The following is a 25911-nucleotide window of genomic DNA, read 5'->3' on the forward strand; positions in this document are numbered from 1 at the left end:
GGAGGCCACCATGACCACCACGCACGCCCCCGCCAGCCCGGCCACGCACTCCCGCCGGCTGACGACGTCCAAGGCGATGGTCGAGGCCATCGCCTTCGAGATGGAGCGCGACCCGTCGGTCTTCTACCTGGGCGAGGACGTCGGCTCCTACGGCGGGATCTTCGGCTCCACCGGCGGGCTGCTCGACCGGTTCGGCCCCGACCGGGTGATCGACACACCGATCTCGGAGTCCGCCTTCATCGGGCTCGGCATCGGCGCCGCCGTCGAGGGCATGCGCCCGGTCGTCGAGCTGATGTTCGCCGACTTCATGGGGGTGTGCCTCGACCAGATCTACAACCACATGGCCAAGATCCACTTCGAGTCCGGGGGCAACGTCCGGGTGCCGATGGTGCTGACGACGGCCGCGGGAGGTGGCTACTCCGACGGCGCCCAGCACTCGCAGTGCCTGTGGGGCACCTTCGCGCACCTGCCCGGCATGAAGGTCGTCGTCCCGAGCGGTCCCGCGGACGCCAAGGGCCTGATGACCGCGGCGATCCGCGACGACAACCCCGTCGTCTACATGTTCCACAAGGGGGTGATGGGGCTGCCCTGGATGGCCAAGAACCCGCGGGCGACCGACGAGGTGCCCGCCGACGACTACGAGATCCCCATCGGCAGCGCCTCCGTGGTGCGTGAGGGGACCGACGTCTCGGTCGTGACGATCTCGCTGTCGGTCCACCACGCGCTCGACGTGGCCGAGGAGCTCGCCGGCGAGATCGACGTCGAGGTGCTCGACCTGCGCAGCCTCGTACCGCTGGACCGCGAGGCGATCCTGTCGTCGGTGGCCAAGACGCGGCGGCTGGTGGTGGTCGACGAGGACTACCGCTCCTTCGGCATGTCGGGCGAGGTGGTCGCCACGATCACCGACCACGACCCCGGCCTGCTGAGCCGACCGGTCGAGCGGGTGGCGGTGCCGGACGTGCCCATCCCCTACGCCCACGACCTGGAGTACGCCGTCCTGCCGCGGCAGGACCGGATCGAGGCCGCCGTGCGCCGGGTGGTGGCCGGGTGACCGATGTGCTCTTCCCCCCGCTCTCCAAGGAGGAACCCGGCGCCGAGGGGGTCCTCTCGACCTGGTTCGTGCGCGACGGGGACACGGTGGGCGCCGACCAGCTGCTCGCCGAGGTCCAGGTCGACAAGGTCGCCGCCGAGGTCCCGGCGCCGGTCGGCGGGGTGGTGCACCTGCTGTGCGCGGAGGAGGCGACGATCCGGCAGGGCGCGCCCATCGCCAGGATCGACTGAACCGCACGCCGCGATACCCGGTGTGGTACTCCTTGGTGACCCAGGTCACTCGGGGTGACCTCGTCTCTCGGATCGGAGTCCCTCGTGGCCCCTCGTCTCCACGGTGCTGCCCTGCTGCGCGCCGTCGCGCCCCTCGCCGTCGTCGGCGCGCTGCTCGCCCCCACCGGCCCGGCGGCCTCCGCCCCCTCGATAGACCCGGCCGCCCGCGCCTCCCGCGCCGCCCCGGCGTACGTCGCCCTCGGCGACTCCTACTCCTCCGGCACCGGCACCCGCTCCTACGTCGCCGACGGCACCAGCTGCCTGCGCTCCTCGAAGGCCTACCCGAGCCTCGTGGCCGCCCGCCGCGGCTACACGCTCGACCTGCGGGCCTGCTCGGGGGCCGTGGTCGCCGACGTCACCAGCGCCCAGCTCGGTGCGCTCAGCGCCGCGACCGCCTACGTCACGATCTCGGTCGGCGGCAACGACGCCGGCTTCGCCGACGTGCTGACCACGTGCGCGACGCCGTGGTGGATGGCCAGCTGCTCCCGGGCCGTCGACCGGGCCCGCTCGTTCATCAACGCCACCCTGCCGGGCCGGCTCGCCACCCTCTACTCCCAGATCCGGACCCGCGCGCCCCAGGCGCGGGTGGTCGTCGTGGGCTACCCGCGGGTCTTCGGCGACGAGGACTGCAACGCCCTGACGTTCTTCTCCGGCTCCGAGCGCTCCAGCCTCAACGCCACCGCCGACCTGCTCAACCGGCGGTTGCGCGAGCAGGCCGCGGCCCGCGGCTTCGCCTTCGCCGACCCGACCGGCCGCTTCTCGGGGCACGCCGTGTGCGCCGACGCCGAGTGGATCAACGGCCTGTCCTACCCGGTCGTGGAGAGCTACCACCCCAACGGGCCCGGCCACGGGCAGGGCTACCTGCCCGTCGTCGAGGCCCAGCTGCCCGCCGGCCTGGCCCGGCCCACCGGCGCGACCCGGGTCGCGCCGGCCGAGATCGCCCGCACGCAGCGGCCGTACGCCGAGCTCGACGCCGGCATCGAGCCCGCGGTCGTCCGGGCCCCCGACCTCGACAGCCGCCGGGCCCAGCGCGCGGCGCGCCGCGCCGGGGTCGACATCGAGCGCTGGCAGGCCCGCCAGCAGCGCTGAGTCCCGGGGGTCGCCCGGTCCCTCAGCCGCGGGCGCGTTCCCCGCGCCGGGCGCCGTCCACGACCTGGGCGACCCGGCCGGCCCTGGTCTCCGGCCGCGCCGCGCTGAGCACCCACCACAGCATCGCCTTGCGGGCGCCCGCCGGGAAGGAGTCCCACGTCGCCCGGGCCGCCGGCACGGCGTCGAGCGCGGCGGCGAGGTCGGCGGGCTCGAGGAGGTCCTCGACCGGGTCGAGGATCGTCCACCAGCCGTTGGCCCGTGCGGCCCCGACGGCCCTGCGGCCGGCGTCGGTCATCAGTCCCGCGGCCTCCATGTCGGCCGCCCGTCGCCGGTTCAACCGGGTCCAGGTGCTGCGAGCACGGCGCGGCGTGAGGAGCTGGAGCCCCCGTTCGTCGTCGAGGCGACCCGCCGTCGAGTCGATCCAGCCGAAGCAGATCGCCTCCTCGACCACCTCGGGGTAGGGGCAGGCAGGCCGGCCGGTGCCGCTGCGCCACGAGCACAGCCAGACACCGCGGACGGTGGCGTGGTGCGCCGCCAGCCAGGCACGCAGCTGCGGACGGGTCTCGGCGTGGTAGATCGGGTAGTCGAACCTCCCGGTCGCGGGATGCTCCGAGGCCGAAGGCGGGACGCCGCTCACCGGCTGCTCCGCTCGAGGTGGCCCAGGTGGCCCAGGTGGCCCAGGTCGCCCACCGACTCGACGCGGCGGTCCCCGGTCGCCGGGTCGAGCCGCAGCGTGCTGATGCTGCCCGGGGGCGTCACGAACCGCACCGGGCCGACAGCCTCGACCGCCATGCCGACGAACGTCGTCACCACGTAGGTCGCCGCGCCCCCGTGGGTCACCAGGACCAGGTGCTCGGGCGCCGCGGCCAGGTGCTCGCGCACCGACGCCTGCACCCGGTCGGCCACCTGCCACCGGGTCTCCGAGCCGGGCACCCCGTCGTGGTGGTGCAGCGCGTCGTCGCCGGACGCCGGGGGTCGCCACGCGCAGCTGCCCACGGGGCGTCCCTCCGCGGCGCCGTACGACTGCTCGCGCAGGCGCCGGTCGAGGCGCACCGGGACCCCCTCTCCGAGCGCGGTCGCCACCAGCTCGGCCGTGCGGCGGCAGCGCACGAGGTCGGAGGAGACGACGGCCACGCGCTCGCCGGCTGCCAGCGCCGGCGACAGCCGTGCGGCCACCTCGGCGGCGACCGCGTGGGCCTCCTGGGTCCCGCGCTCGGTGAGGTCCGCGTCGTACCAGCCACCGACCAGGCCGTCGACCACGTGGGTCGCCTCGGGGTGGGTGAGCAGGTGCAGTGTCGTCATGGCGCCTCCCGTGGACCGCTCGGCCATGATCGTCACATGAGCCGGCCACCCGTCTACACCAACCGCACCGGCCGCCCGCCCGGGCGCTCCGTGCGCGCCCTGGGCGCGGTGCTGCCCGGCATCGCGCGGGTGCGGGCGCAGGCCGAGCCGTACGCCGACGCCTGGCAGGAGCGCACCCGCTCCGCGGCTGTCGCGCCCGGGCGTCGCTGGGTGGTGCTCGGCGACTCCATGTCGCAGGCGATCGGCGCCACCGGCCCCGACCGCGGCTGGGTCGACCAGCTGCTCGGGCGCCTGGGTCCGGCGGGCCACGACCTGAGGGTGGTCAACCTGTCGGCCACCGGCGCGCGCGTGCCCGACGTGCTCGACCAGCAGCTGCCGGCCTGGTCGGCCCTGCCGCCGTCGCGCTCGCCGCTGCCCGACCTGGTCACCGTGATGATCGGGTCGAACGACCTCTTCAGCGGGGCCCGGCACCGCGCCCGCCTGCCGGGAGCGATGGCCGAGCTCGTGACCCGGCTGCCCTCCGGCAGCGTCGTGACCACGCTCCCCCAGCCGCGCGCCGCAGCCCGGCAGGCCAACCGCCACCTCGACGGGGCCGCGCTGCGCGGCCACCTGCGGGTGGTCGACCTGCGCACCGACGGACCGTCCTCGTGGCGGGGCAGGCTGGCCGCCGACTTCTTCCACCCCAACGAGGCGGGCTACGCCGCCATCGCCGACGCCTTCGAGCCGGTGGTGCGTGCGGCGCTGCGAGCCTCCAACGGGCCCGCAACCTGAAGAAGTGCTCAAGATGAGCACAAGATCGCCTCAAGACGGGACGATGGTGCCGTCCCGGTGACCTCCGGGACGCGCCGCACCCCCGGTCGGCACCCACGGTCCGACCCCCGAGGATCCCCATGTCCGTCCTGCCCCTGCGCCGCTGCCTGCTGCACCGCACCACCACGGCGCTCGTCTGCCTGGCCGTGGCCGCCCTGGGCATGCTGCTGCTGACGGATCCCGCTGGCGCGGCCCGGCCGCGCAAGAGCCCGTCGACAGCAGTGGCGTCGCCGCAGCCTACCGAGCGGCTGCTCGGCGTGGCCGTGCCCGGTGCGCCCACCGACCTCCAGGAGTACGAGGACCTCGCCGGCGCCCTGGGCCGTCGCCCCGAGCAGATCACCTTCTACGCGGCCTGGGCCACGGTCGCCGACTTCCCGGCCGCCGACGCCGCCCGGATCGCCGCGGCGGGGGCCGTCCCCGAGCTGACCTGGGAGCCCTGGGACCCCGCCGCCGGCACCACCCAGCCGGCGTACGCGCTCGAGCGCATCGCCGCAGGCGACCACGACGCCTACCTCCGGCGCTGGGCCCGCCAGGTCCGCTCCTACGGCGCTCCCCTGGTCATCCGGATGGCGCACGAGATGAACGGCTCGTGGTACCCGTGGGCCGAGGGCGTCAACGGCAACCGGCCCGGCGACTACCGCGCCGCCTGGCGGCACGTCGTGGGGGTCTTCCGCGACCAGCGGGTCACGAACGTCTCCTGGTCCTGGGCCCCCAACGTGCCCTACGAGGGCTCGGTGCCGCTGGCCGGGCTCTACCCCGGTGACGACGTCGTCGACCGCGTCGGCCTCGACGGCTACAACTGGGGCACCACGCAGCCGTGGTCGACCTGGCAGAGCGCCGAGGAGGTCTTCGGCCCCGGCCTCGCCGAGATCGAGGCGTTCAGCTCGCGCCCCTTCCACATCGGCGAGATCGGCAGCGCCGAGCACGGCGGCGACAAGGCCGCCTGGCTGCGCGACATGTGGGCCTGGCTCGACCGGACCCCGTCGGTCCGGGGCCTGACCTGGTTCCACTTCCACAAGGAGGCCGACTGGCGGATCTGGAGCAGCCCCGGCTCGTTCGAGGCGTTCAGGGCCGGCTACGCCAGCTTCCGCTGAGCCCGACCCCCTCTGCGGGTGGGTTGTGGCGCCGAGGCGGCGACGTACGTTCGCTGCCATGACCGAGAGCAACCAGTCCTCCCTGACCGACGAGCAGATCACCGCGGTGCAGGGCGTCGTCGACCGCGTCAACAGCTACCAGGAGACCGCCCCGGAGGGCACCGTGGAGTCCCACCTGCGCGGCGGGCTCAGCGAGGCCGGCATCGAGCTCGCCGACGAGCAGGTCGCCGCCCTGACCGAGGAGATCGAGGCCAACGGCTCGGCCGACGCCGGCCAGGTGCTGCGGTGAGCGACCGCCCCGACGCCGAGCACCAGCGCCCCGAGGGCACCAACGACAAGACGGTCGAGGCGCTCGGCAAGGTCTCCGAGGCGCTCGAGGCCATCGAGATCGCCCGGGGCCACCTCTACACCTTCCACCGCCTCTCCGGGACCGCCGACCTGACCCTCGGCGAGGGGGTCGAGCAGCTGCGTGAGGCCGGGCACGGCAAGCTCGCCGACCTCATCGACCGCGAGCTCGTGGGGCGCAACGTGCTCGACGGCCGGTGGACCTTCCAGGTGATGGAGGAGTACGACGACGGCTACTACGCCGACTTCAAGCGCCTCGAGAAGCAGGCCCGCGACGAGCTCGTGGGCGGTCGGCGCCACCTCTTCGAGGCCGAGATGAAGGAGGAGCGCCGCACCCACGGACTCCCCCACCACACCGCCCGCCCCGGGGTCACCCCCGGCGAGGAGTGAGCCGCCCAGCGACCTAGGCTGCGAGCATGCCCGTGCCCACCCCGCACCTGCGCGTGGACCTCGACCGGCTGCGCCACAACGTACGGCGCGCGGCCGACCACGCGGCCAGCTCGCGGGTCAGCCTGCGGCCGCACGTCAAGACGCACAAGAGCATCGAGATCGCTCGGCTCCAGCTGGTCTCCGGGGCCCGCGGGATCACCGTCGCGACCGTCGGCGAGGCCGAGGCGTTCGTGCGGCTCGGCTGCACCGACGTCTTCATCGCCTACCCCGTGTGGGTCGACGACGACCGGGGCGCCCGCCTGCGCGACCTCGCGGAGGTCGCCCGCGTGGCGGTCGGGGTCGACTCGTTGTACGGCGCCGCCAACACCGGCCGACGCCTGGGCGGCAGCGGCATCGAGGTGATGGTCGAGATCGACTCCGGCCACCACCGGACCGGCATCGAGCCCGACAAGGCCGGTGTGGTGGCTCAGGCCGCGCGCCGGGCCGGGCTGCCCGTGCGCGGCGTCTTCACCTTCCCCGGCCACGGCTACGCACCCGGCGCGGTGGCCAAGGTCGCTGCCGCGGAGGCCCTGTCGCTGCGTGCCGCCACGTCGTCGGTCGAGGCGACCGGGCTCGCCGTCCCGGTCGTCTCCGGCGGGTCCACCCCGACCCTGGCCGCCAGCCTCTCCGGCGCCCGCGCCTACCGCGACGACGACGACACCACCGAGGTCGAGCTGCGCCCGGGCGTCTACGTCTTCGGCGACGCCCAGCAGTGGGAGCTGGGCACCTGCACGCCCGACGACATCGCCCTGACCGCCCGCGCCACCGTGGTCAGCCTGGCCGGCGGCCGGATGGTCCTCGACGCCGGGAGCAAGGTCCTGGGCGCCGACCGGGCGTCGTACGCCAGCGGGTTCGGGCGGCTGCTGCACCGCCCCGAGGCCCGCATCGTCTCGCTCGCCGAGCACCACGCCGTGGTCGAGCCCGGCCCGGGGCGGCGTCCCCGGCTCGGGGACCAGGTCGACGTGGTGCCCAACCACGTCTGCGCGGCGGTGAACCTCGCCTCCGAGCTGTGGGTGGAGGAGGCCGGGGGGCTGCGCCCGTGGCCCGTCACCGCCCGCGGCCTCAACGCCTGAGCGCGCCGCCGGCCGCGCCGAGGGCGCGAAGGGCGCTCAGGAGCCGCTCAGGAGCCGCTCAGGGGGCTCCCCTACGATGCACGCCATGCTGACCCGACCCCTCGCCGCCGCGGCCGTCCTGGCCTGCGTCGGCGCCCTCGCCGCCTGCGGCTCCGAGAACGACGAGACCGCCTCCGACGCCTCCTCGGAGAGCTCCCAGAGCCCCGGGTCGACCGAGTCGACCGAGTCGGGCGACACCGGCTCCTTCTCGCCCGCGGCCGACGGCGAGTGCTCCTACGTCGAGGACGGCAACCCGGCCAAGGAGGTCGAGCTGCCGCCCGCCGACCCGACCGTCGAGGGCGAGGTCGACGTCACGATGGCCACCAGCATCGGCGAGCTCAGCGCCACGCTCGACGCGTCCAGCACCCCCTGCACCGTGGGCTCCTTCGTGTCCCTGGCCGAGCAGGACTACTTCGCCGGCACCACCTGCCACCGCCTCACCACGCAGGGCATCTTCGTGCTGCAGTGCGGCGACCCCACCGCCACCGGCACCGGCGGTCCGGGCTACACGATCCCCGACGAGCTCAGCGGGCAGGAGTCCTACCCCGCGGGCACCCTGGCGATGGCCAAGACGCCCTACCCCGATTCGGGCGGCTCGCAGTTCTTCATCGTCTACGAGGACACCCCGCTGCCCCCGCAATACACCGTCTTCGGCACCGTCGACGCCGCGGGCGTCGAGGCTGTCGCCGAGGCGGCGGAGGCCGGCTCCGACGACCGCAACGGCCCCGGCGACGGCACGCCCAAGACGGCCGTCGACATCGAGGGCGTCACCGTCGGCTAGGACCTCAGGCCGGGTCGGGCCGGTCGTCGGCGGCCTCGTCGGCGCTGCGGTAGCGCACCTGGTCGCCCACGGTGATGGTGCGCCCCACGGTGCACAGCCGCTCCTCGACCTGGCGCAGCGTGCGCGGCACCACCGCGCGGGCGGCGTCCCCGGCCTCGCCCTCGGGGAACTCGACCTCGAAGGTCACCGTGATCCCGGTGATCCGGCTGCCGTGCTCGTCGCGGACCTTGCGGCCCTCGACGTGGGCGCCGAACGCGGTCGGCTCGGCCCGCTTGCCGGTGATCAGGGTCAGGTCGATCGCCCCGCAGCCGGCCACGGCGGCCAGCATCAGCTCCACGGGGGTGAAGTCGGGGTCGTCGCCCGAGCCGATGGGCAGCACCCCGCCCCGGCCGTTGGTGGCCTTGAAGCGCTCGGGGCCGATCTTGACCAGGTCGACACTGCGCAGGCTCGGGTCACTGGTGCCTGGGATGCTCGGGTTCATGGGGCCCAGCCTCGCACGAGCGACACGCCCGGGGACCGCGCCGAGTTGAACCTGGGCGACGTGTCGGGTTGTGTGGAGGGCTTCTGCACCCCATCCGAGGAAAGCGAGTCCACATGCTCACCCTCACCGAGAACGCCAGCCTCATCGTCAAGGAGATCGCCTCCCAGGAGGGCCTCCCCGAGACCGCCGGCCTCCGGATCACCTCGGAGTCCGAGTCCGACCCCAGCTTCGCCGTCACCGCCGCCGACGCGGGCCAGCCCGGCGACCAGGTGGTCGAGCAGGCCGGTGCGACCGTCTACCTCGACGAGTCCGCCGCCACCATGCTCGACGACAAGGTGCTCGACGCCGCCGTCGACCCCAGCGGCAAGGTCGAGTTCGCGCTGGGCCTGCAGCAGTAGGCCTCGCGCCCCAGAACGCCACGAGAGCCCCGGACCGTCACGGTCCGGGGCTCTCGTCGTGCGTGAGGGGGTCGCTCAGCGGCCCAGCAGCCGACGGGTGCGCCGCTTGGGGCGCGGGGCCTCCGCGGCCAGCTCGACGTTGCGCAGCAGTGCGTGCTCCTGGTCCGGGCGACGCCGTCCGGCGGCGATGCCGTTGGCCAGGTCCAGCTGCGTGCTCATGATTCTCATCCCTCTCGGCCCGTCTCGGGCCAGGTCTCGTGGTGCCGGTCCATGACCCTCGTGGTCATGAGTCATCTCCTTCGACGACACTTACACTGTAGCGGTCGCTACACCACGGCCCCTCTTTACCGGCGCTGTGATCTCAGGCACCCCTCCCCGGCCACCACGGGGCCCGTCGGGGCCCCATCGACCCACTGGCAGGATCGGGGCCATGAGCACCCCCACGCGACAGATCCAGCTGACCGCCCGCCCGCACGGGGAGCCGGCGCCCACCGACTTCCGCACCGTCGAGACCGAGCTGCCCGCGCCGGGCGCCGGGGAGGTCCTGGTGCGCAACACCTTCCTGTCCGTCGACCCCTACATGCGCGGTCGGATGAACGACACCAAGTCCTACGTCCCGCCCTACGCCCTCGACGCGCCCATGGAGGGCGGCGCCGTCGGCGAGGTCGTCGAGAGCAACGACGACTCCCTCTCCCCCGGCGACACCGTACTCCACATGGCCGGCTGGCGCGAGCACGCCGTGCTGCCCGCCTCGGCCGCCCGCCGGATCGACACCTCGGCGATCCCGGCCTCCGCCTACCTCGGGGTGCTCGGCATGCCCGGCCTGACGGCGTACGTCGGGCTGACGCGCGTCGCGGAGATGAAGGAGGGCGACGTCGTCTTCGTCTCCGGCGCGGCCGGCGCCGTCGGCTCGCTCGCGGGCCAGATGGCGCGCCACCTCGGCGCGTCCAAGGTGATCGGCTCGGCCGGCACCCCCGAGAAGGTGCGCTGGCTGACCGAGGAGCTCGGCTTCGACGCCGCCTTCGACTACCACGACGGCCCGGTCGGCAAGCAGCTGCGCGAGCACGGCCCCATCGACGTCTACTTCGACAACGTCGGCGGCGAGCACCTCGAGGCCGCGATCAGCAACCTCAACGACTTCGGCCGGGTCGCGGCCTGCGGCGCGATCGCCTCCTACAACGCCACCGAGGCCCCGGCCGGCCCGCGCAACATGATGATGCTGGTGCAGAAGCGGCTGATGCTGCGCGGCTTCATCGTCAGCGACCACGCCGAGGCCGCCGGCGAGTTCTACCGCCGCGCCGGCCAGTGGGTCGCCGACGGCGAGCTGGTGGCCCGCGAGACCGTCAGCGACGGGCTCGACAGCACCGTCGACGCCTTCCTCGGCCTGCTCTCGGGCCGCAACACCGGCAAGATGATCGTGCGCCTCTGATCGCGGGCGTCAGGCCAGGCAGGCCCGGGGCAGGTCGAACCAGCGCAGGTGCTCGAAGTCGGGCGAGACCTGGCCCGGGTGCTCCTCGAGGTCGGGCATCGGCGTGACCTGCGCGCCCTCGAGCACCCTCCTGGCCTCGAGCAGGTGCTCGGCGAGCATCTCCTCGCCGCCGCGCTCGCGGTGCTGGGGCATGTGCGGCACCCCGCCGGCGTACGAGACCTGGCGCAGCGACAGCGGGGGCTCGACGAGCCCCTCGCGGTGGCGCCAGAGCCCCGTGGCGACCTCGAAGCGGTAGTCGCCCAGCAGCCGCCACCCGTCGCGGGCGACCATCCGCACCGCCTCGACGAGGTAGTCCACGACCGTGTCGGAGACGAAGTAGTTGAAGTTCACCCGCACCCACCCGGGCTTGATCCCCTCGCAGCCGCCGGCGATCTCGCGCTCGAACTCGTGGGAGCGCTCGAGGTCGATGCCCAGCAGCCGGTGGCCGTAGGGCCCGGCGCACGAGCAGCCGCCGCGCGACTGGATCCCGAAGAGGTCGTTGAGCAGCGCGACCACGAAGTTGTGGTGCAGGTAGCGGCCCGAGGGCGAGCGGACCACGAACGAGACGATGGAGAGCCGCTGCGCGTCGAGGCTGCCCAGCAGCTCGAGCGCGGGCTCCTCGCGCCACGCCGCGACGGCGCGGGAGAGGTGGCGCTCCTCCTGCTCGCGGATCGTGTCGGTGCCCACGGCCTGCTTGAGCCCGACGACCAGCCCGGCGCGGATCGACTCGATGATGGCGGGGGTGCCGCCCTCCTCGCGGTGCGTGGGGTCGGCCAGGTAGCGGTGGTCGTCGTCGTTGACGTAGGCCACCGTGCCGCCGCCGGGCACGTCGGGCACCCGGTTGGCGAAGAGCTCGCGGCGCGCCACCAGCACCCCCGGGGTCGAGGGGCCGCCGATGAACTTGTGCGGGGAGAAGAAGACCGCGTCCTTGTAGGACAGCGGCCGGCCCTCGAGCGCACCCATCTCGATGTCGACGTACGGCGCCGCCGCGGCGAAGTCCCACAGCGACAGTGCGCCGTGCTCGTGGAGGACCTCCGCGATGCCGGCGGTGTCCGAGAGGATGCCGGTCACGTTGCTGGCGGCCGAGAACGACCCGATCAGCAGCGGCCGGTCGGCGTGCTCCTCGAGCCGGCGCCGCAGGAGGTCCTGGTCGATGTGGCCGTCGGCGTCCTCGGCGATCACCACGACGTCGGCGATCGTCTCGCGCCAGGGCACCTCGTTGGAGTGGTGCTCGTAGGGCCCGACGAAGACCACCGGGCGCTGGTCGGCGGGGATGTGGTCGCTGAGGCGGTGCAGGTCGTCGAGGACCGAGGGCACCCGCAGCCCGAGCACCCCGATCAGCTTGGCGATGGCCCCGGTGCTGCCGGAGCCGGCGAAGAGCACCACGCTCGACGCGTCGCCGCCACACACCTGGCGGATCGTCTCGCGGGCCTCCTCGCGCAGCCGGGTGGTCTGCAGCCCCGTGCCCGAGGACTCGGTGTGGGTGTTGGCGTAGGCCGGCAGCACCTGGTCGCGCACGAAGTCCTCGATGAAGGACAGCGCGCGCCCCGAGGCGGTGTAGTCGGCGTAGGTGACCCGGCGCGGGCCGTAGGGCGTGGCCATCACCTGGTCCTCGCCGATGACGGAGGTCCGCACCGTCTCCAGCAGCCGGTCCCGGTCCTCGCGTGCGCACTCCCCTGCTGCCATGGCCCCAGCATAGGAACGGCGGGGCGGGACCGTGTGGTCCCGCCCCGCCGAGCGGCTACCCGCGTCGGCCGCCGGCCACCCGCACGAAGAACCCCTTGCGGCCCTGAACCACGGTGCTCTGCGGCCCGGCGGTCTGCTCGAGACGGCCACCGTTGCGGCGCAGGCGCAGCTCGAAGAGGACCTCGTCGTTGCGCGGCGAGGACTCGACGGCCTCGACCACCTTGGCCACGGTCTTCGCGCGGTAGAGGTTGGTCCAGGCGGACGAGCCGCCCATCACCGAGAGGTAGCCCGAGCGGGCCTTGTCGGCGATCCGGGTGCGGAAGGGGACGTAGCTGAGCGAGTCGTCCTCGGCGCGCAGCACCGCGCGCAGGCGCAGCACCTTGCCCGCCTGGGCGACGACGCCCTGGCGACGGTTGCTGACCTTGGTCCACTCGCCGCCCCGGCGCTGCTCGAGACCGGCGACGCGCAGGGTGTCGGTCGCGTCGGTGACCACCGAGTCGAGGTCGACCGAGTCGACGCTGGCCTCGGGGATCCGCGAGAGCGCCCAGACCAGGTCACCGATGTCCCACGCGGCGGCCCAGGTGATGTCCTGGTCGTCGACGAAGAGGTCGGAGGCGTCGAGGGTGAACGGCTCGCCCGCCTCGTCGGTGCCCTCCACGACGATGCCCATCGCCGACGTGCCGCCGATGATGCCGTCGAGCACGCGGTCGTGGTTGGCCAGGTGCTGCGAGAACGCGACCTCCGCGGCCCACTCCGACACGTGCACGTCGGTGGAGCCGGTGCGCTCGCGGGCGCCGTACTGCACGTCGGAGGTGACGGTCATCGCCTCGGGCAGCGGGCCGAGCACGCCGGTGATGCCGGCCAGGCGGTCGTCGGTGACGGTGCCCACGGCCGGGCTGATGTTGGCGACCTTGAAGGGCGCACCCAAGGAGTCGGGCTGCACGAAGAGCGCGTCGGCCGGGTGCAGGCCCAGGGTGGTCTCGCCCAGGAAGCCCATCGGGTGCCCGAAGCCGACCACCTGGCCACCGCACACCGAGGTGACGGTGCCGACGCCGGCGTAGGTGATGTCGCCGTAGGAGAACGAGGCGCCCATGTTGCCGCCGGCCACCAGGTCGTCGTCGGTGGCGCGGGAGGCGTCGTCGCGCCCGCCGCGCACAGCGGCCATCTCGTCGCCGCGGAAGTAGCGGGCCCCACGCTCGACCGCGGCCTCGCGGGCCTGCTGCAGCCGGCTGCCGGAGATGCCGCTGACCCCCACCGGGAGCCGCAGCTGGGAGAAGCCCTCCTGGACCTGGGCCCGCGTCGTGCTGGTCTCGCGGGCGATGTCGCGGGCCTGGGTGCCGTCCACGCGCACCCGCCGCGGCGCCTGGGCGTCGAGGTAGTCGTCCATCTCGCTGAAGGGGGTGACGCCGGCGACCGGCGAGGGTCCCCACGACAGCCCGTAGGCGATCGCGCCGACGAGGTTGCCGTCGGCGGGGTCGCCGACGTAGACCGGCGAGCCCGACATGCCCTGCCAGATGCCTCCGGCCTTCGACATCGCCGAGGCGGCGTCGGGGTCCTCGAAGTCGACGACCAGCATGTCGAGCCCGACGGCGATGCCGTCGTCGATGGTGCCGATGACGGTGCCGGTGAACTCCTGGGGGGTGGTGCCCCTGACCACGCTGAGCGCGGTCAGGGTGTCACCCTCGGCGAGCGTCGAGACGTCGACCGGGGCGGCGCAGTCGTTCGCCGGTGCGGACTGAGCGGGCCCGGAGGAGAGGGCGAGCCCCGAGATCATCAGTCCGAGCGCGGCGGTGGTGGACGCCAGGGCCTTTCCCTGGCGCGTGTGTGAACGCTTCATCGCGTGTGGTTCCTCCCGTGAGGTGGGGGCGAAGAGGACGCCCCGCTGTCATGTTGACGCCGCACGCCCGGAAAAGGTTGCCGCCGCTCCGCGCTGCTCCCGAACCGTTACCAAAAGTAAAATGATGCCCGGCCTAGGGTGTGCGGGTGACCCACCAGCACCCCGCCACCGCCGCCCGTGGACTGCAGCGCAGCGAGGCCCTCGCCCGCGCCGAGCTGCTCGAGGTGACGTCGTACGACGTGACGCTCGACCTCGCCTCGTCGGAGGAGACCTTCGCCTCGACCACCCGGCTCGACTTCACCTCGCGGGGCGGGTCGACCTTCGTCGACCTCAAGCCGCGCTCGGTGCGCAGCATCCACCTCAACGGCCGGCCCGTCGACGTCGACCTGCTGCAGCGCGGACGGGTGCCGCTGGAGACCGTCGAGGGCCCCAACCAGCTGGTCGTCGACGCGGTGATGGCCTTCCGCAACGACGGCGAGGGCCTGCACCGCTCGGTCGACCCCGCCGACGGCCGCCACTACGTCTACGGCATGTCGTTCATGGACGCCGCGCCCAGCATCTTCGCCTGCTTCGACCAGCCCGACCTCAAGGCGCCCTACACCTTCCACGTGCGTGCGCCCGAGGACTGGGTCGTCGTGGGCAACTCCCCCGGCACCAACCCCGAGCCGGGCGTGTGGGAGCTCGGGCCCAGCAAGCCGCTGTCGACCTACTTCGTGACCCTGGTCGCCGGGCCCTACCACCTGCTGCGCGACGAGCACGACGGCATCCCGCTCGGGCTGTCGTGCCGCCAGTCGATCGCGGCCGACCTCGAGGCCGACGCCGACGAGCTGCTCACGCTGACCAGGCAGTCCTTCGACGAGATGCACCGGCTCTTCGGGATCCGCTACCCGTTCGGCGACTACCACCAGGCCTTCGTGCCCGAGTTCAACGCCGGCGCGATGGAGAACCCCGGCTGCGTGACGTTCCGCGACCCGCTGGTCTTCACCAGCCGCGTCACCCGCGGCCAGCGCATCTCACGGGCCACCACCGTCGCCCACGAGATGGCCCACCAGTGGTTCGGCAACATCACCACGCCGCTGTGGTGGGACGACCTGTGGCTCAACGAGTCCTTCGCCGAGTACATGGGCAACCGGGTCACCGCGGCCGTCACCGAGTACGCCGACGCCTGGGTGCAGAACGCCTACGCCCGGCGCCAGTGGGGGCTGCTGGCCGACCAGCGCCCCAGCACCCACCCGGTGGCCGGCAACGGCGAGGACGACGCGACCGCGGCGCTGCAGAACTTCGACGGCATCTCCTACGCCAAGGGCTCCAGCATCCTCAAGCAGCTCAACGCCACGATGGGCGACGAGGTCTTCCTGGCCGGCGTGCGCGACCACCTGCACGGGCACTTCTACGGCAACGCCACGATGCACGACCTGCTCGACAGCTGGACCCGCGCCGGCGCGGGCGACCTCGACGCCTTCGCCGACAGCTGGCTGGTCACCGCCGGGCCCGACCGCATCGTGCTCGACCGCGGCACCGGCGACGCACCGGGCGAGGCGCGGCTGCTGCGCACGCCGCCGGAGGGCCACCCGGCCGACCGGTCCCACACGCTGCGCGCCGCCACCCGGGGCCCCGACGACGCCGCCTGGCAGGTGCGCGAGCTGGTCGTCGACGCCGCCGAGACGGCGTACGACGTCGGCGCCGGCGAGGCGGTGCTTCTCGACCCCTTCGAGGACACCTGGGCGGTCACCGAGCCCGACCCGGTGACGATGTCGCGGCTGCCCGACCTGGTCGGCTCGACGGACGACCCGATGCTGCGCGCCGGCATGTGGAACTCGGTGCGCAGCGCCTTCCACCACGCCCGCGTCGCGCCGGGCGCGGTGCTCGACCTGCTCGAGCCGTGGCTGGTCGTGGAGGACCAGGACGCCGCCGTGCAGTTCACGCTGGGCTGGGTGCTGGCGAAGGTCGTGCCGCTGGCCGCCGACCCCGCCGCCGCGTCGGCGCGGGTGCACGTCGCCGCCCTGGCGGCCGCTCGCACCGCCGATGCCGGCTCGACCCTGCAGCTGGCCGCCTACCAGGCTGCCGTCTCGTCGTGCGCCTCGACCGAGGTGCTCGAGGGCTGGCTGATGGGCCGCGACCTGCCGCGGGGCGTCGAGCTCGACCTGGCGCTGCGCTGGCGGGTGCTGGTGCGCCTGGCCGTGCTCGGGGCCGTCGACCGGGAGTCGCTCGACGCGCACCTCGAGGCCGAGCCCACCGCGGTCTCCCGCGTGGAGCACACCCGCGCCGTCGCCTCGCTGCCCACCGCCGAGGCGAAGGCCTGGGCCTGGGAGCGCTTCAACGGCGCTGCCACGGCGCCCAACTACGAGCTCGAGGCGGCCGGCGAGGGCATGTGGCGCGCGGGCCAGGAGGAGCTGCTGGCGCCCTACGTCGAGCGCTACTTCGACGAGCTGCCCGGCACGGCCGAGGTGCACAGCGGCTGGGTGCTCGCCGACGTCGCCGAGGCGTTCTTCCCGCTGAGCAGCCTCGACGAGACCACCGTGCGCCGGGCCCACGCGCTGCTCGCCCGCGACGACCTCGACTCGTCGCTGCGACGGCGGGTCGTCGACACCACCGACGAGCTCGAGCACCGCCTCGCGGTCGTCCGGGCCTACCGGGAGGCCTGAGCATGACCGGTCTCCCCCGCCGCCCCGGCCCCACCGTGCGCACCCGGGTCGAGGAGCACGTGGGCGACCAGGTGCGCCGCCACGAGGACCGCCTGGCCACCGAGGAGCCGCTCGAGGTCCGGCTCACCTGGCCGGGAGCGCCGGCCCGCCGCGTCTGGGTGACCATGCGCACCCCCGGGCACGACTTCGAGCTGGCCGCCGGCTGGGTGCGCCACGAGGGCCTGCTCGGCGCCGGCACCGGGCTCGCCGGCGTGGCCTACTGCACCGACGCCGACCTGACCCGCGAGCAGGAGCTCAACGTCGTCACGGTGGCGCTGGACTCCGCGCCCGCCCGTGAGCCCGGGCACCGCCACGAGGGGCTCTCAGCAGGCTCCTCGGCCTGCGGCGTCTGCGGCGCCGACAGCGTGGCCGACGCGCTCTCGGTGACCCCCGCCGAGCCCTGGGCAGGCCCGCTGCCCACGCCCGACGTCGTACGCCGCCTTCCCGACCTGGTGCGCGAGGCGCAGCGGGTCTTCGACCGCACCGGTGGCGTGCACGCGGCGGCGCTGGCCCGCGCCGACGGCGAGTTGCTCGTGGTGCGCGAGGACATCGGCCGCCACAACGCCGTCGACAAGGTGACCGGCGCACGGCTGCTCGCGGGCGAGCCGGTCGCCGAGGCCTGCTTGGTCGTCAGCGGGCGCGCCGGCTTCGAGCTGGTGCAGAAGGCGGTCTCGGCCGGTGTCGGCTCGCTGGTCGCCGTCGGCGCCCCCACCTCGCTGTCGGCGCGCCTGGCCGCCGAGCGGGGGCTGGGACTGTGGGGCTTCGTGCGCGGCCACCGCGCCGTGCGCTACTGCTAGACGCACCGGACCCCCGCCGCCTGCTGGCGACGGGGGTCGGGTGCTGGTGCGGTGCTGCTGGTGCTGCTGGTGGCTCAGCCGCGGTCGAAGCGGTCGGCCTCCATCACCTTGTCCCAGGCGGCGACGAAGTCGTGCACGAACTTCTCGCGCGCGTCGTCGCTGGCGTAGACCTCGGCGAGGGCCCGCAGCTCGGAGTTCGAGCCGAAGGCCAGGTCGGCAGCGGTGGCGGTCCAGCGCGTCTCGCCGCTCACGGCGTCCTGGATCTCGTAGACGTTCTCGTCGTCGCGCGAGGCACGCACCCGGTTGCCGGGCGTGAGCAGGTTGACGAAGAAGTCGGTCGAGAGCACGCCCGGGCGGTCGGTGAGCACGCCGTGGCGCGACCCGCCGACCGTCGCCCCGAGGCTGCGCATGCCGCCGAGCAGGACGGTCAGCTCGGGGGCGGTGAGGTCGAGCATGTAGGCACGGTCGACCATCAGCGCCTCGGCCGGGATCTTCTCGCCGCTGCGCAGGTAGCCGCGGAAGGCGTCGGCGCGGGGCTCGAGGAAGCGGAACGAGTCGGCGTCGGTCTGCTCGGCCGTCGCGTCGGTGCGACCGGGGCGGAACGGCACGGTGACCTCGACGCCACCCTCGCGGGCGGCCTGCTCCACGGCGGCGACGCCACCGAGGACGATCAGGTCGGCCAGCGAGACCCGCTTGCCGCCCGACTGGGCGTCGTTGAACTCCTGCTGCACCCGCTCGAGGGTGGCCAGGGCGCTCGCGAGCTCCTCGGGCTCGTTGGCCTCCCAGTCCTTCTGCGGGGCCAGGCGGATGCGGGCACCGTTGGCGCCGCCGCGCAGGTCGGTCTTGCGGAACGACGCGGCGGAGGCCCACGCGGTGCTGATCAGGCGCTGGGCGCTGAGGCCCGACTCGAGCAGCGTGGTCTTGAGGCCGGCGATGTCGGCGTCGTCCACGAGGTCGTGGTCGAGCGCCGGCACCGGGTCCTGCCACAGCTGGGCCTCGGGGACCCAGGGACCCCGCAGCCGCTCGACCGGCCCCATGTCTCGGTGCAGCAGCTTGTACCAGGCGCGCGCGAAGGCGTCGGCGAACTCGTCGAGGTTCTCGTGGAAGCGGCGCGAGATCTTCTCGTACGCCGGGTCCGTGCGCAGCGCGAGGTCGGTGGTGAGCATGGTCGGCTTGCGCTTCGGCGAGTCCTCGGTCGGGCCGGGGATGATGTCCTCGGCGTCCTTGGCCTCCCACTGCCACGCGCCGCCGGGGCTCTTGACGAGCTCCCACTCGTGGCCGAAGAGCATGTCGAAGAAGCCGTTGCCCCACTGGGTGGGGGTGGGCGTCCAGGTGACCTCGAGGCCCGACGTGATGGCGTCGGCACCCTTGCCGCTGCCGTAGCTGCTGGTCCAGCCCAGGCCCTGCTCGGTCAGCTCGGCGGCCTCGGGCTCGGGGCCCACGTGGTCGTCGGCGATCGCAGCGCCGTGGGTCTTGCCGAAGGTGTGGCCACCGGCGATGAGCGCGACGGTCTCCTCGTCGTTCATCGCCATCCGCGCGAACGTCTCGCGGATGTAGTGCGCCGCCTTCAACGGGTCGGGCTCGCCCTGCGGGCCCTCTGGGTTGACGTAGATCAGGCCCATCTCGGTGGCACCGAGGTCCTCGACCATGGTGCCGTCGCCGGTGTAGCGGCCGTCGGCCAGCCACTCCTCCTCGGAGCCCCAGAAGACCTCCTCGGGCTCCCAGACGTCGGAGCGGCCGAACGCGAAGCCGAAGGTGTCGAAGCCCATGTCCTCGAGCGCCACGTTGCCGGCGAGCACGAGCAGGTCGGCCCACGAGACCTTCTGGCCGTACTTCTGCTTGACCGGCCACAGGAGGCGGCGGGCCTTGTCGAGGTTCGCGTTGTCGGGCCAGGAGTTGAGCGGGGCGTAGCGCTGCATGCCCTGACCGGCGCCGCCACGGCCGTCGAAGAGCCGGTAGGTGCCGGCGGCGTGCCAGCTCAGGCGGATCATCAGGCCGCCGTAGTGCCCGAAGTCGGCCGGCCACCAGTCCTGGGAGGTGCGCAGCACGTCGACGACGTCGGCCTTGAGCGCGTCGACGTCGAGGCCCTCGAGCTCGCGCTGGTAGTCGAAGTCGGGCCCGAGCGGGTCGCCCTTCGAGGAGTGCACGCGCAGCGGGGACAGGTCGAGCCGGTTGGGCCACCAGTCCTGGTTGCTGCGCGGGGTGACGCCCTCGCGGGGGGTAGGGCCCGGGATGCCCGGGTTCTCGCTCTCGGTGCCGCCGTGCTTCTGGGTGGCGCTCTCCTCGGCCGCGTGGCTCACGGGGCAACGCTCCTGGTCGTTGGTCATTCTCTGCCTTTCCGTACGGCTTGCGCGCTGGGCTTCGGTCGGTGGTGCTGGTCAGGCTGTCGTGCAGGCGGGGCAGGTGCCCCAGTAGACGACCTCGGCCTCGTCGATGTCGAAGCCGTGGTGCTCGCTGGCGTCGAGGCACGGAGCCTCGCCGACGGCGCACGCGACGTCGACGATCGCGCCGCAGCCGCGGCACACCAGGTGGTGGTGGTTGTCGCCGACACGGGTCTCGTAGCGCGCCACCGAGCCGGCGGGCTGGATGCGCCGCACCAGCCCGGCCGCGGTGAGCGCCCGCAGCACGTCGTACACGGCCTGGTGCGAGACCTCGCCCAGGTCGGCGCGCACGCTGCGCAGGATCGTGTCGGTGTCGCTGTGCGGTCGTTCCTGCACAGCGGTCAGCACCGCGACCCGGGGACGGGTCACCCGCAACGAGGCAGCACGCAGCATCGCCTCGAAGGTGCCGGCGCCCGTGCCGGCGGGCACGTCCTCGGACAGAGGCGCGGCGTCGCTGGTCGTCATGTCGACCAGTATGCCCGACTTGTCTGGAACGGTTCAAGACAAGATCGGGTGCGGGCGTGTCGCGGCGCACTCAGCCGATGCGCCGCACCAGCTCGCGCCCCAGGTCCCGACCGCTGAGCCAGGCACCCTCGACGCGCGGCCTGGCCGACCAGGCATCGCCGCAGACCCCCAGCAGGTCGTCGGTGAGCAGGTACGTCGCGTGCTCGCGGCCGCGAGCCGGGCGCGCCAGGCTCCACCGGTGCACGTGGGCCTGCTCCGGGTGCTGGGTCGCGCCGACCAGGCGGCCCAGCGCCTCCACCAGCTCGGGGCCGGCCGCCGCGGGGTCGTCGAGGTGCCGGGCGGCCAGGCCGGGGGTCGAGTGGGCGACCAGCACCGGCGCCTCGTCGCCGCGCCGACGGCCGTCGTCGGCGATCCAGGACAGCGCGGGGTCGTCGTTGACGAACGCGCCGTGCGGCAGGTCGCGCCAGCACCGGCCGGCGTACGTCGCGGTCAGCGCCAGCACCGGCTCGAACTCCACGTCGAGCGCGGTGTGCGCGCTCGCGTGGGCGGCGGGGTCGAGCAACCGCGCCGCCTGGGGGTCGGGCATGGCGAGCACGACCGCGCGGGCCGGCTCGCCGTCGACCTCGAGAGCGCCGTCGCGGCCTCGGGCCACCCGGCCCACCTCGTGACCGGGCACGACGTCGAGCCCGTCGGCGAGGGCCTCGACCAGGGTCCGGATGCCGCCCGGGGTGCCCCAACGCACCGGCCCCTGCTTGCTCTCGGGCTCGGCGCCGGGCGTGAGCGCGGTGAACGTGTCGGTCCAGGGACGGGCCAGGCCGGCGGCGCGCCACTGCTCGACGACGGCGGCGAAGTCGTCGTCGCTCACCGTCAGGTAGGACGCGCCGATGTCGGCGGGGCGACCGTCGAAGCGGCGGCTGGCCATCCGCCCGCCCGGGCGTCGGCCGCGGTCGAGCAGGCGCACGTCCACGCCCGCCGACCGGAGCTCGCGCGCGCACGCCACACCGCTGATCCCGGCACCCACCACGACGACCTCGCGCGCTCCCATGTGACCAGCCTGCCAGCACCCCCGCGGCGTGGGACCACCTCGTTGTCGGTGGCCCCTCCTAGCGTCTGGGGCATGCGCATCCTGCACACCTCCGACTGGCACCTGGGCCGGTCCTTCCACCGTGAGGGGATGCTCACGCACCAGGCCGCCTACCTCGACCACCTGCTCGAGGTCGTCGAGAGCGAGCAGGTCGACGTGGTGCTGGTCGCCGGCGACGTCTACGACCGGGCCCTGCCCCAGGTCGACGCCGTCCGCCTGGCCGACGAGACGCTGTCGCGGCTCGCCGCGTCGCGCGCCCGGGTGGTGATCAGCAGCGGCAACCACGACTCCGCGCGCCGCCTGGGCTTCAGCTCACGGCTCATCGACGCCGCGGGGGTCCACCTGCGCACCGACCCGGCGGGCGTGGGCGTGCCCGTGCTGCTCGGCGACGAGCACGGCGAGGTCGCGGTGCACGCGCTGCCCTACCTCGACCCCGACGCGGTGCGCGAGCCGTGGGGGCTGGGCTCCCGCTCCCACGAGGCGGCGCTCGGCGAGGCGATGCGGCGCGTGCGCGCCGACCTGGCCACCCGCCCGCGGGCCCGGTCGGTCGTGATGGCGCACGCCTTCGTCGGCGGCTCCGTCGACACGGTGCGTCCCAGCGACTCCGAGCGCGACATCAGCGTCGGCGGCGTCTCGCTGGTGCCGACCTCGCTCTTCGAGGGCGTCGACTACACCGCCCTGGGCCACCTGCACGGGCACCACGTGCTGTCCGAGACCGTGCGCTACTCCGGCTCCCCGCTGGCCTACTCCTTCTCCGAGGCCGAGCACCGCAAGGGATCCTGGCTGGTCGACCTGGGCCCCGACGGCGTCCGGGCCGCCGAGTTCGTCGAGGCACCGGTGCCACGCCCGCTGGCCCGGCTGCGCGGCACGATCGAGGCGCTGCTCAGCGACCCGGCGCTCGAGCGGCACGAGCACTCCTGGGTGCAGGTGAGCCTCACCGACGACGAGCGCCCGGTGCAGGCCATGGACCGGCTGCGGCGCCGCTTCCCGCACACGATGGTGCTCTCCTTCGAGGGCCGCGTCCCCGGTCTCGGCGCCCTGCCCGCGCGCCCGAGCACCGGACGCAGCGACCACGACGTGGTCGCCGACTTCGTGCGCACCGTGCGGGGCACCGGCCCCAGCGACGCCGAGAGCGCCCTGCTGCGCGAGGCCGTCGAGTCGTGCTGCGAGGACTCCACCGCCGACCCGGTCGCCACGTCCCCAGAGCGCGAGGCCGGCTGATGCGCCTGCACCGCCTCGAGATCACCGCCTTCGGCCCCTTCCCCGACACCGTCGAGGTCGACCTCGACCGGCTCAGCGAGAGCGGGCTGTTCCTGCTCACCGGCCCCACCGGCGCCGGCAAGACCAGCGTCCTCGACGCCGTGTGCTTCGCGCTCTACGGCGACGTGCCCGGCGAGCGCTCGAGCGCCAAGCGGCTGCGCTGCGACCAGGCCGCCCCCGGCGTGGCCCCCCGTGTCGAGCTCGAGCTGACCATCTCCGGCCGGCGCTTCCGGGTGGTCCGCTCCCCGGCCTGGGAGCGGCCCAAGAAGCGCGGCACCGGCACGACCACCGAGCCCGCCCACGTGGTGCTGGCCGAGCGACGCGACGAAGCGTGGGAGACCCTGTCCACCCGGCTCGACGAGACCGGCTACCTCGTCGGTGACCTGCTCGGCATGAACCTGGTCCAGTTCACCCAGGTGGCACTCCTCCCCCAGGGCCGCTTCCAGGCCTTCCTGCGCGCCCGCTCCGACGAGCGCCACCGGCTGCTCCAGCAGCTCTTCCGCACCGGGCGCTTCGAGCAGGTGGAGGCCTGGCTCAAGGATCGCCGGGTGCGGCTGCGGCGGCGTTCGCAGGAGGCCGAGGAGCAGGTCGCCGACCTCACCAGCCGGCTGAGCGAGGCCGCGCGCGCCGACCTGCCCGGTGCAAGCACCGCCGACGGCGACGGCGACGGCGACGACACTGCAGCCCCCGACCTGGGGCTGCTGGCCGACGACGGCAGCCTCCAGGCGTGGGCCGACGACCTCACCGCCTCGACCGCGCGGGCCCTGACCAGTCGCCGGGTCGACCTCGAGCAGGCCGTGGCCGCCGAGGCCGAGGCTGCGCAGGTCCTCGACCTGGCCCGCGAGCGCAGCGCCCTGCACGAGCGCCACCGCCTGGCCCTCGTCGAGCAGGACGGCCTGGCCGCGGCAGCGACCCGCCAGCGCGCCGACCTCGAGCGGCTGGCGGGCGCGCGCCGGGCGGCCGTGGTGGCGCCCCTGGCGCGACTGGCCCGGCGAGCCGACGACCGGGCGGCGAGCGCCGCCGCCCGGGTCGAGGCGTGCCGGGAGGTCGCGACAGCCGTCCTCGATGACCAGCACCTCCTCGACGACCCGACCGCCCTCGCTGCCGCCCACCGCGAGGCCCGCGCCACCCTCAGCACCCTCGAGGCGGTGCGCCCGCGGCTGCGTCGGCTCCACGAGGCCGCGGTGCGCCTCGACGACCTGCGCCGCGTCCACGAGCGCGACCTGCACCAGGTCGACGAGCTCGAGGCCGAGCTGGCCCGCCTGCCCGACGCGGTGCGCGGGGCGCGCGAGCACCACGCAGGGCTGCTCGCCCGGGCCGAGCGCGCCGACGACCTCGAGGAGCGGCTCGAGGTCGTGCTCGCCCGGGTCGGCGCCCACGACCAGGTCGCGACCCTGACGACCACCGCCGCCCAGGCGCGCCTGGAGTGGCTCGAGGCCCGGGAGGCGGCGATGCTCGCCCACGAGCACCTGCTCGGTGTCCGCGAGGCCCGCATCGAGTCCATGGCCGCCGAGCTCGCCGGCGGCCTGGCCGCCGGCGGCTGCTGCCCCGTCTGCGGCTCCGCCGAGCACCCTGCCAAGGCCGTCGCCGCGGCCGGCGCCGCCGATGCCGGCGCCGAGCGCGCCGCCCAGCGCGGCCTCGACGACGCGAAGGCCCACGAGCACCTGCTCGACACCCGCCACCGCGACCTGCTCGTGCGGCTCGAGGTGGAGCGCGAGCGCACCGGCGGCCAGGACCGCGCCGAGCTCGTCGAGGAGGCCGCCCGCCTGCGCGCCCGGCTGGCCGAGGCCGCCGAGGCGCGCACCGCCCGCTCCAGCGCCGCCCACCGGCTCGCCGACCTCGAGCAGGCCATGGCCGACGCCTCGCGGCGCCACACCGCCCTGCTGGCGGAGCGAGCCGGCCGCGAGGCCCACATCGCCGCGCTGGACCAGGAGGTGGCCTCGACCCGGGGCGAGGTCGTCGACGCGCTCGAGGGGGCCGAGGCCCGGGCCGCGGCCGACGACGAGCAGGAGACCCACGCCGACGCCCTGGCCCGGCGGCTCGAGTCGCTGCTCGAGCACCACCGCGCCCGCTCCGGTGCCGCCGAGGAGCTGTGCACGGCCCTGGACGCGCTCGACGCCGCCCGGCAGGCCGCCCGGGAGGCCGGGCACGCCGCGGAGCAGGCCGCCCACCAACAGGGGCTCGCCGACGTCGAGGCCGCGGAGGCGGCCTACCTCGACGAGGTGGGGGTGCGCTCCCTCGAGCAGCGCACCAGCGAGCACCAGCGCCGCCTCGACCGCGTCGAGCAGGTGCTCGCCGAGGTGGCCCGGCGGCTCGAGGAGCTGCCCGACCTGCCGGGTCCGAACGATCGGCCCGGTCTGGACGGCCTGCCAGGACTGGAGGCGGCGCACCGGTCCGCTCGCCGCCACGCCGAGGGGGTCGGCGCCGAGGTCGCCACGCTCGCGGCGCGCCACGAGAGGCTCGAGGGCCTGGCAGCAGGGCTCGCGGAGAGGCTGCGGGCCTGGGCCCCGCTGCGCGCCGCCCTCGCGCTGGCGACCCGGCTGGGCACCTTCGTCGAGGGCCGCTCGGCCGACAACCACCTGCAGATGCGCCTGTCCGCCTACGTCCTGGCCTACCGGCTCTCCCAGGTGGTGGCGGCCGCCAACGAGCGCCTGGCCCGCATGTCGGAGCACCGCTACAGCCTCGAGCACACCGCCCAGCGCGGAGCCGGCGAGACCCGGGGCGGGCTGAGCCTGCGGGTGCGCGACGACTGGTCCGGCGAGGCCCGCGACCCCGCGACGCTGTCGGGCGGCGAGACGTTCGTGGTGTCCCTGGCCCTCGCGCTGGGCCTCGCCGACGTCATCACCGCCGAGGCAGGTGGCGCCGAGCTCGACACGCTCTTCGTCGACGAGGGCTTCGGGTCCCTCGACGCCGAGACCCTCGAGGACGTGATGGACGTCCTCGACTCGCTGCGCGAGGGTGGCCGGGTCGTCGGCGTGGTCAGCCACGTCGCCGAGATGCGCGACCGGATCCCCACCCAACTGCGGGTGCACAAGTCGCGCAGCGGGTCGAGCCTCGTGGTCGCGGCGGCCGGTCTGTAGGTTCACCT

Annotated in this window: 24 protein-coding genes; 15 read left to right on the forward strand and 9 right to left on the reverse strand. The window is 74.4% G+C overall.

Going from position 1 to position 25911, the window contains the following annotated elements; genetic code table 11:
• The first annotated feature begins 10 nt into the window (after positions 1-10).
• The 3 genes from JOE61_RS00585 (at position 11) to JOE61_RS00595 (ending at position 2409) form a co-directional block, all read left to right on the forward strand.
• Positions 11-1051, forward strand: coding sequence for an alpha-ketoacid dehydrogenase subunit beta (locus JOE61_RS00585; RefSeq protein ID WP_193668779.1), 1041 nt, complete (start codon positions 11-13; stop codon positions 1049-1051).
• Positions 1048-1281, forward strand: a complete 234-nt coding sequence (locus tag JOE61_RS21400; protein ID WP_193668778.1) for a biotin/lipoyl-containing protein — start codon at positions 1048-1050, stop codon at positions 1279-1281. Before JOE61_RS00585 ends, JOE61_RS21400 begins: the two co-directional genes overlap by 4 nt.
• Positions 1282-1365: 84 nt before the next feature.
• Positions 1366-2409, forward strand: a complete 1044-nt coding sequence (locus tag JOE61_RS00595) for an SGNH/GDSL hydrolase family protein (protein ID WP_307822727.1) — start codon at positions 1366-1368, stop codon at positions 2407-2409.
• A 22-nt stretch (positions 2410-2431) separates the two neighbouring features.
• On the opposite strand, the gene JOE61_RS22370 is transcribed toward JOE61_RS00595, so the two are convergent.
• Together JOE61_RS22370 and JOE61_RS00605 are read right to left on the reverse strand one after the other, a co-directional pair.
• Positions 2432-3046: a YdeI/OmpD-associated family protein gene (locus JOE61_RS22370; protein ID WP_193668777.1), complete on the reverse strand. Its 615-nt coding sequence runs from the start codon at positions 3044-3046 to the stop codon at positions 2432-2434.
• Positions 3043-3711 (reverse strand): histidine phosphatase family protein, encoded by a 669-nt coding sequence (locus JOE61_RS00605; RefSeq protein WP_193668776.1) that lies wholly within the window; start codon positions 3709-3711, stop codon positions 3043-3045. The genes JOE61_RS22370 and JOE61_RS00605 overlap by 4 nt, the downstream gene beginning before the upstream one ends.
• A gap of 36 nt (positions 3712-3747) precedes the next feature.
• Here JOE61_RS00605 and JOE61_RS00610 point away from each other — a divergent pair, with 36 nt between their 5' ends.
• The 6 genes from JOE61_RS00610 (at position 3748) to JOE61_RS00635 (ending at position 8282) form a co-directional block, all read left to right on the forward strand.
• On the forward strand, positions 3748-4482 hold the full coding sequence (locus tag JOE61_RS00610; protein ID WP_193668775.1) for an SGNH/GDSL hydrolase family protein: 735 nt from the start codon (positions 3748-3750) through the stop codon (positions 4480-4482).
• A 119-nt stretch (positions 4483-4601) separates the two neighbouring features.
• Positions 4602-5615, forward strand: a complete 1014-nt coding sequence (locus tag JOE61_RS00615; protein WP_193668774.1) for a glycoside hydrolase family 26 protein — start codon at positions 4602-4604, stop codon at positions 5613-5615.
• A gap of 58 nt (positions 5616-5673) precedes the next feature.
• Positions 5674-5904: a hypothetical protein gene (locus JOE61_RS00620; protein ID WP_193668773.1), complete on the forward strand. Its 231-nt coding sequence runs from the start codon at positions 5674-5676 to the stop codon at positions 5902-5904.
• A complete protein-coding gene (locus tag JOE61_RS00625) occupies positions 5901-6350 on the forward strand; it encodes a hypothetical protein (RefSeq protein ID WP_193668772.1) in 450 nt (149 codons plus the stop codon). Before JOE61_RS00620 ends, JOE61_RS00625 begins: the two co-directional genes overlap by 4 nt.
• 26 nt (positions 6351-6376) lie before the next feature.
• Positions 6377-7462: an alanine racemase gene (locus JOE61_RS00630; RefSeq protein ID WP_193668771.1), complete on the forward strand. Its 1086-nt coding sequence runs from the start codon at positions 6377-6379 to the stop codon at positions 7460-7462.
• 85 nt (positions 7463-7547) lie between these two features.
• Positions 7548-8282, forward strand: a complete 735-nt coding sequence (locus tag JOE61_RS00635) for a peptidylprolyl isomerase (protein WP_193668770.1) — start codon at positions 7548-7550, stop codon at positions 8280-8282.
• Between the two features lie 4 nt (positions 8283-8286).
• On the opposite strand, the gene JOE61_RS00640 is transcribed toward JOE61_RS00635, so the two are convergent.
• Positions 8287-8763, reverse strand: coding sequence for an OsmC family protein (locus JOE61_RS00640; RefSeq protein ID WP_193668769.1), 477 nt, complete (start codon positions 8761-8763; stop codon positions 8287-8289).
• A gap of 113 nt (positions 8764-8876) precedes the next feature.
• Between JOE61_RS00640 and JOE61_RS00645 the strand changes: the two genes are divergently transcribed.
• Positions 8877-9161: a Fe-S cluster assembly protein HesB gene (locus tag JOE61_RS00645; protein ID WP_193668768.1), complete on the forward strand. Its 285-nt coding sequence runs from the start codon at positions 8877-8879 to the stop codon at positions 9159-9161.
• Between the two features lie 75 nt (positions 9162-9236).
• Here JOE61_RS00645 and JOE61_RS00650 read toward each other — a convergent pair whose 3' ends face one another.
• Positions 9237-9380 carry a hypothetical protein gene (locus JOE61_RS00650; protein WP_193668767.1) on the reverse strand — a complete coding sequence of 48 codons (144 nt, stop codon included), beginning with the start codon at positions 9378-9380 and terminating at the stop codon, positions 9237-9239.
• A gap of 211 nt (positions 9381-9591) precedes the next feature.
• On the opposite strand from JOE61_RS00650, the gene JOE61_RS00655 reads away from it, so the two are divergent.
• Positions 9592-10590 carry an NADP-dependent oxidoreductase gene (locus tag JOE61_RS00655; protein ID WP_193668766.1) on the forward strand — a complete coding sequence of 333 codons (999 nt, stop codon included), beginning with the start codon at positions 9592-9594 and terminating at the stop codon, positions 10588-10590.
• A 9-nt stretch (positions 10591-10599) separates the two neighbouring features.
• Here the strand turns inward: JOE61_RS00655 and JOE61_RS00660 are convergent, their stop codons facing one another.
• Together JOE61_RS00660 and JOE61_RS00665 are read right to left on the reverse strand one after the other, a co-directional pair.
• Positions 10600-12315: an aminotransferase class V-fold PLP-dependent enzyme gene (locus tag JOE61_RS00660; protein WP_193668765.1), complete on the reverse strand. Its 1716-nt coding sequence runs from the start codon at positions 12313-12315 to the stop codon at positions 10600-10602.
• A 55-nt stretch (positions 12316-12370) separates the two neighbouring features.
• Positions 12371-14152, reverse strand: coding sequence for a hypothetical protein (locus JOE61_RS00665; RefSeq protein WP_193668764.1), 1782 nt, complete (start codon positions 14150-14152; stop codon positions 12371-12373).
• Between the two features lie 146 nt (positions 14153-14298).
• Between JOE61_RS00665 and pepN the strand changes: the two genes are divergently transcribed.
• Positions 14299-16797, forward strand: a complete 2499-nt coding sequence (gene pepN / locus JOE61_RS00670) for an aminopeptidase N (RefSeq protein WP_193668763.1) — start codon at positions 14299-14301, stop codon at positions 16795-16797.
• 2 nt (positions 16798-16799) lie between these two features.
• Positions 16800-17633 (forward strand): formate dehydrogenase accessory sulfurtransferase FdhD, encoded by an 834-nt coding sequence (locus JOE61_RS00675; RefSeq protein ID WP_193668762.1) that lies wholly within the window; start codon positions 16800-16802, stop codon positions 17631-17633.
• A gap of 74 nt (positions 17634-17707) precedes the next feature.
• On the opposite strand, the gene katG is transcribed toward JOE61_RS00675, so the two are convergent.
• From katG to JOE61_RS00690, 3 genes are all read right to left on the reverse strand, one after another.
• Positions 17708-19960 carry a catalase/peroxidase HPI gene (gene katG, locus JOE61_RS00680; RefSeq protein ID WP_193668761.1) on the reverse strand — a complete coding sequence of 751 codons (2253 nt, stop codon included), beginning with the start codon at positions 19958-19960 and terminating at the stop codon, positions 17708-17710.
• A 51-nt stretch (positions 19961-20011) separates the two neighbouring features.
• On the reverse strand, positions 20012-20407 hold the full coding sequence (locus JOE61_RS00685) for a Fur family transcriptional regulator (RefSeq protein ID WP_193668926.1): 396 nt from the start codon (positions 20405-20407) through the stop codon (positions 20012-20014).
• 142 nt (positions 20408-20549) lie between these two features.
• The gene (locus tag JOE61_RS00690; protein ID WP_193668760.1) at positions 20550-21524 is read right to left on the reverse strand and encodes an NAD(P)/FAD-dependent oxidoreductase; all 975 of its coding nucleotides are present in this window, start codon (positions 21522-21524) and stop codon (positions 20550-20552) included.
• Positions 21525-21596: 72 nt separating this feature from the next.
• Here JOE61_RS00690 and JOE61_RS00695 point away from each other — a divergent pair, with 72 nt between their 5' ends.
• Together JOE61_RS00695 and JOE61_RS00700 are read left to right on the forward strand one after the other, a co-directional pair.
• Positions 21597-22784 carry an exonuclease SbcCD subunit D gene (locus tag JOE61_RS00695; protein ID WP_193668759.1) on the forward strand — a complete coding sequence of 396 codons (1188 nt, stop codon included), beginning with the start codon at positions 21597-21599 and terminating at the stop codon, positions 22782-22784.
• On the forward strand, positions 22784-25903 hold the full coding sequence (locus JOE61_RS00700) for an AAA family ATPase (RefSeq protein ID WP_193668758.1): 3120 nt from the start codon (positions 22784-22786) through the stop codon (positions 25901-25903). The genes JOE61_RS00695 and JOE61_RS00700 overlap by 1 nt, the downstream gene beginning before the upstream one ends.
• The last annotated feature ends 8 nt before the right edge of the window (positions 25904-25911 follow it).

The organism is Nocardioides salarius (assembly GCF_016907435.1).
Lineage (GTDB): Bacteria > Actinomycetota > Actinomycetes > Propionibacteriales > Nocardioidaceae > Nocardioides > Nocardioides salarius.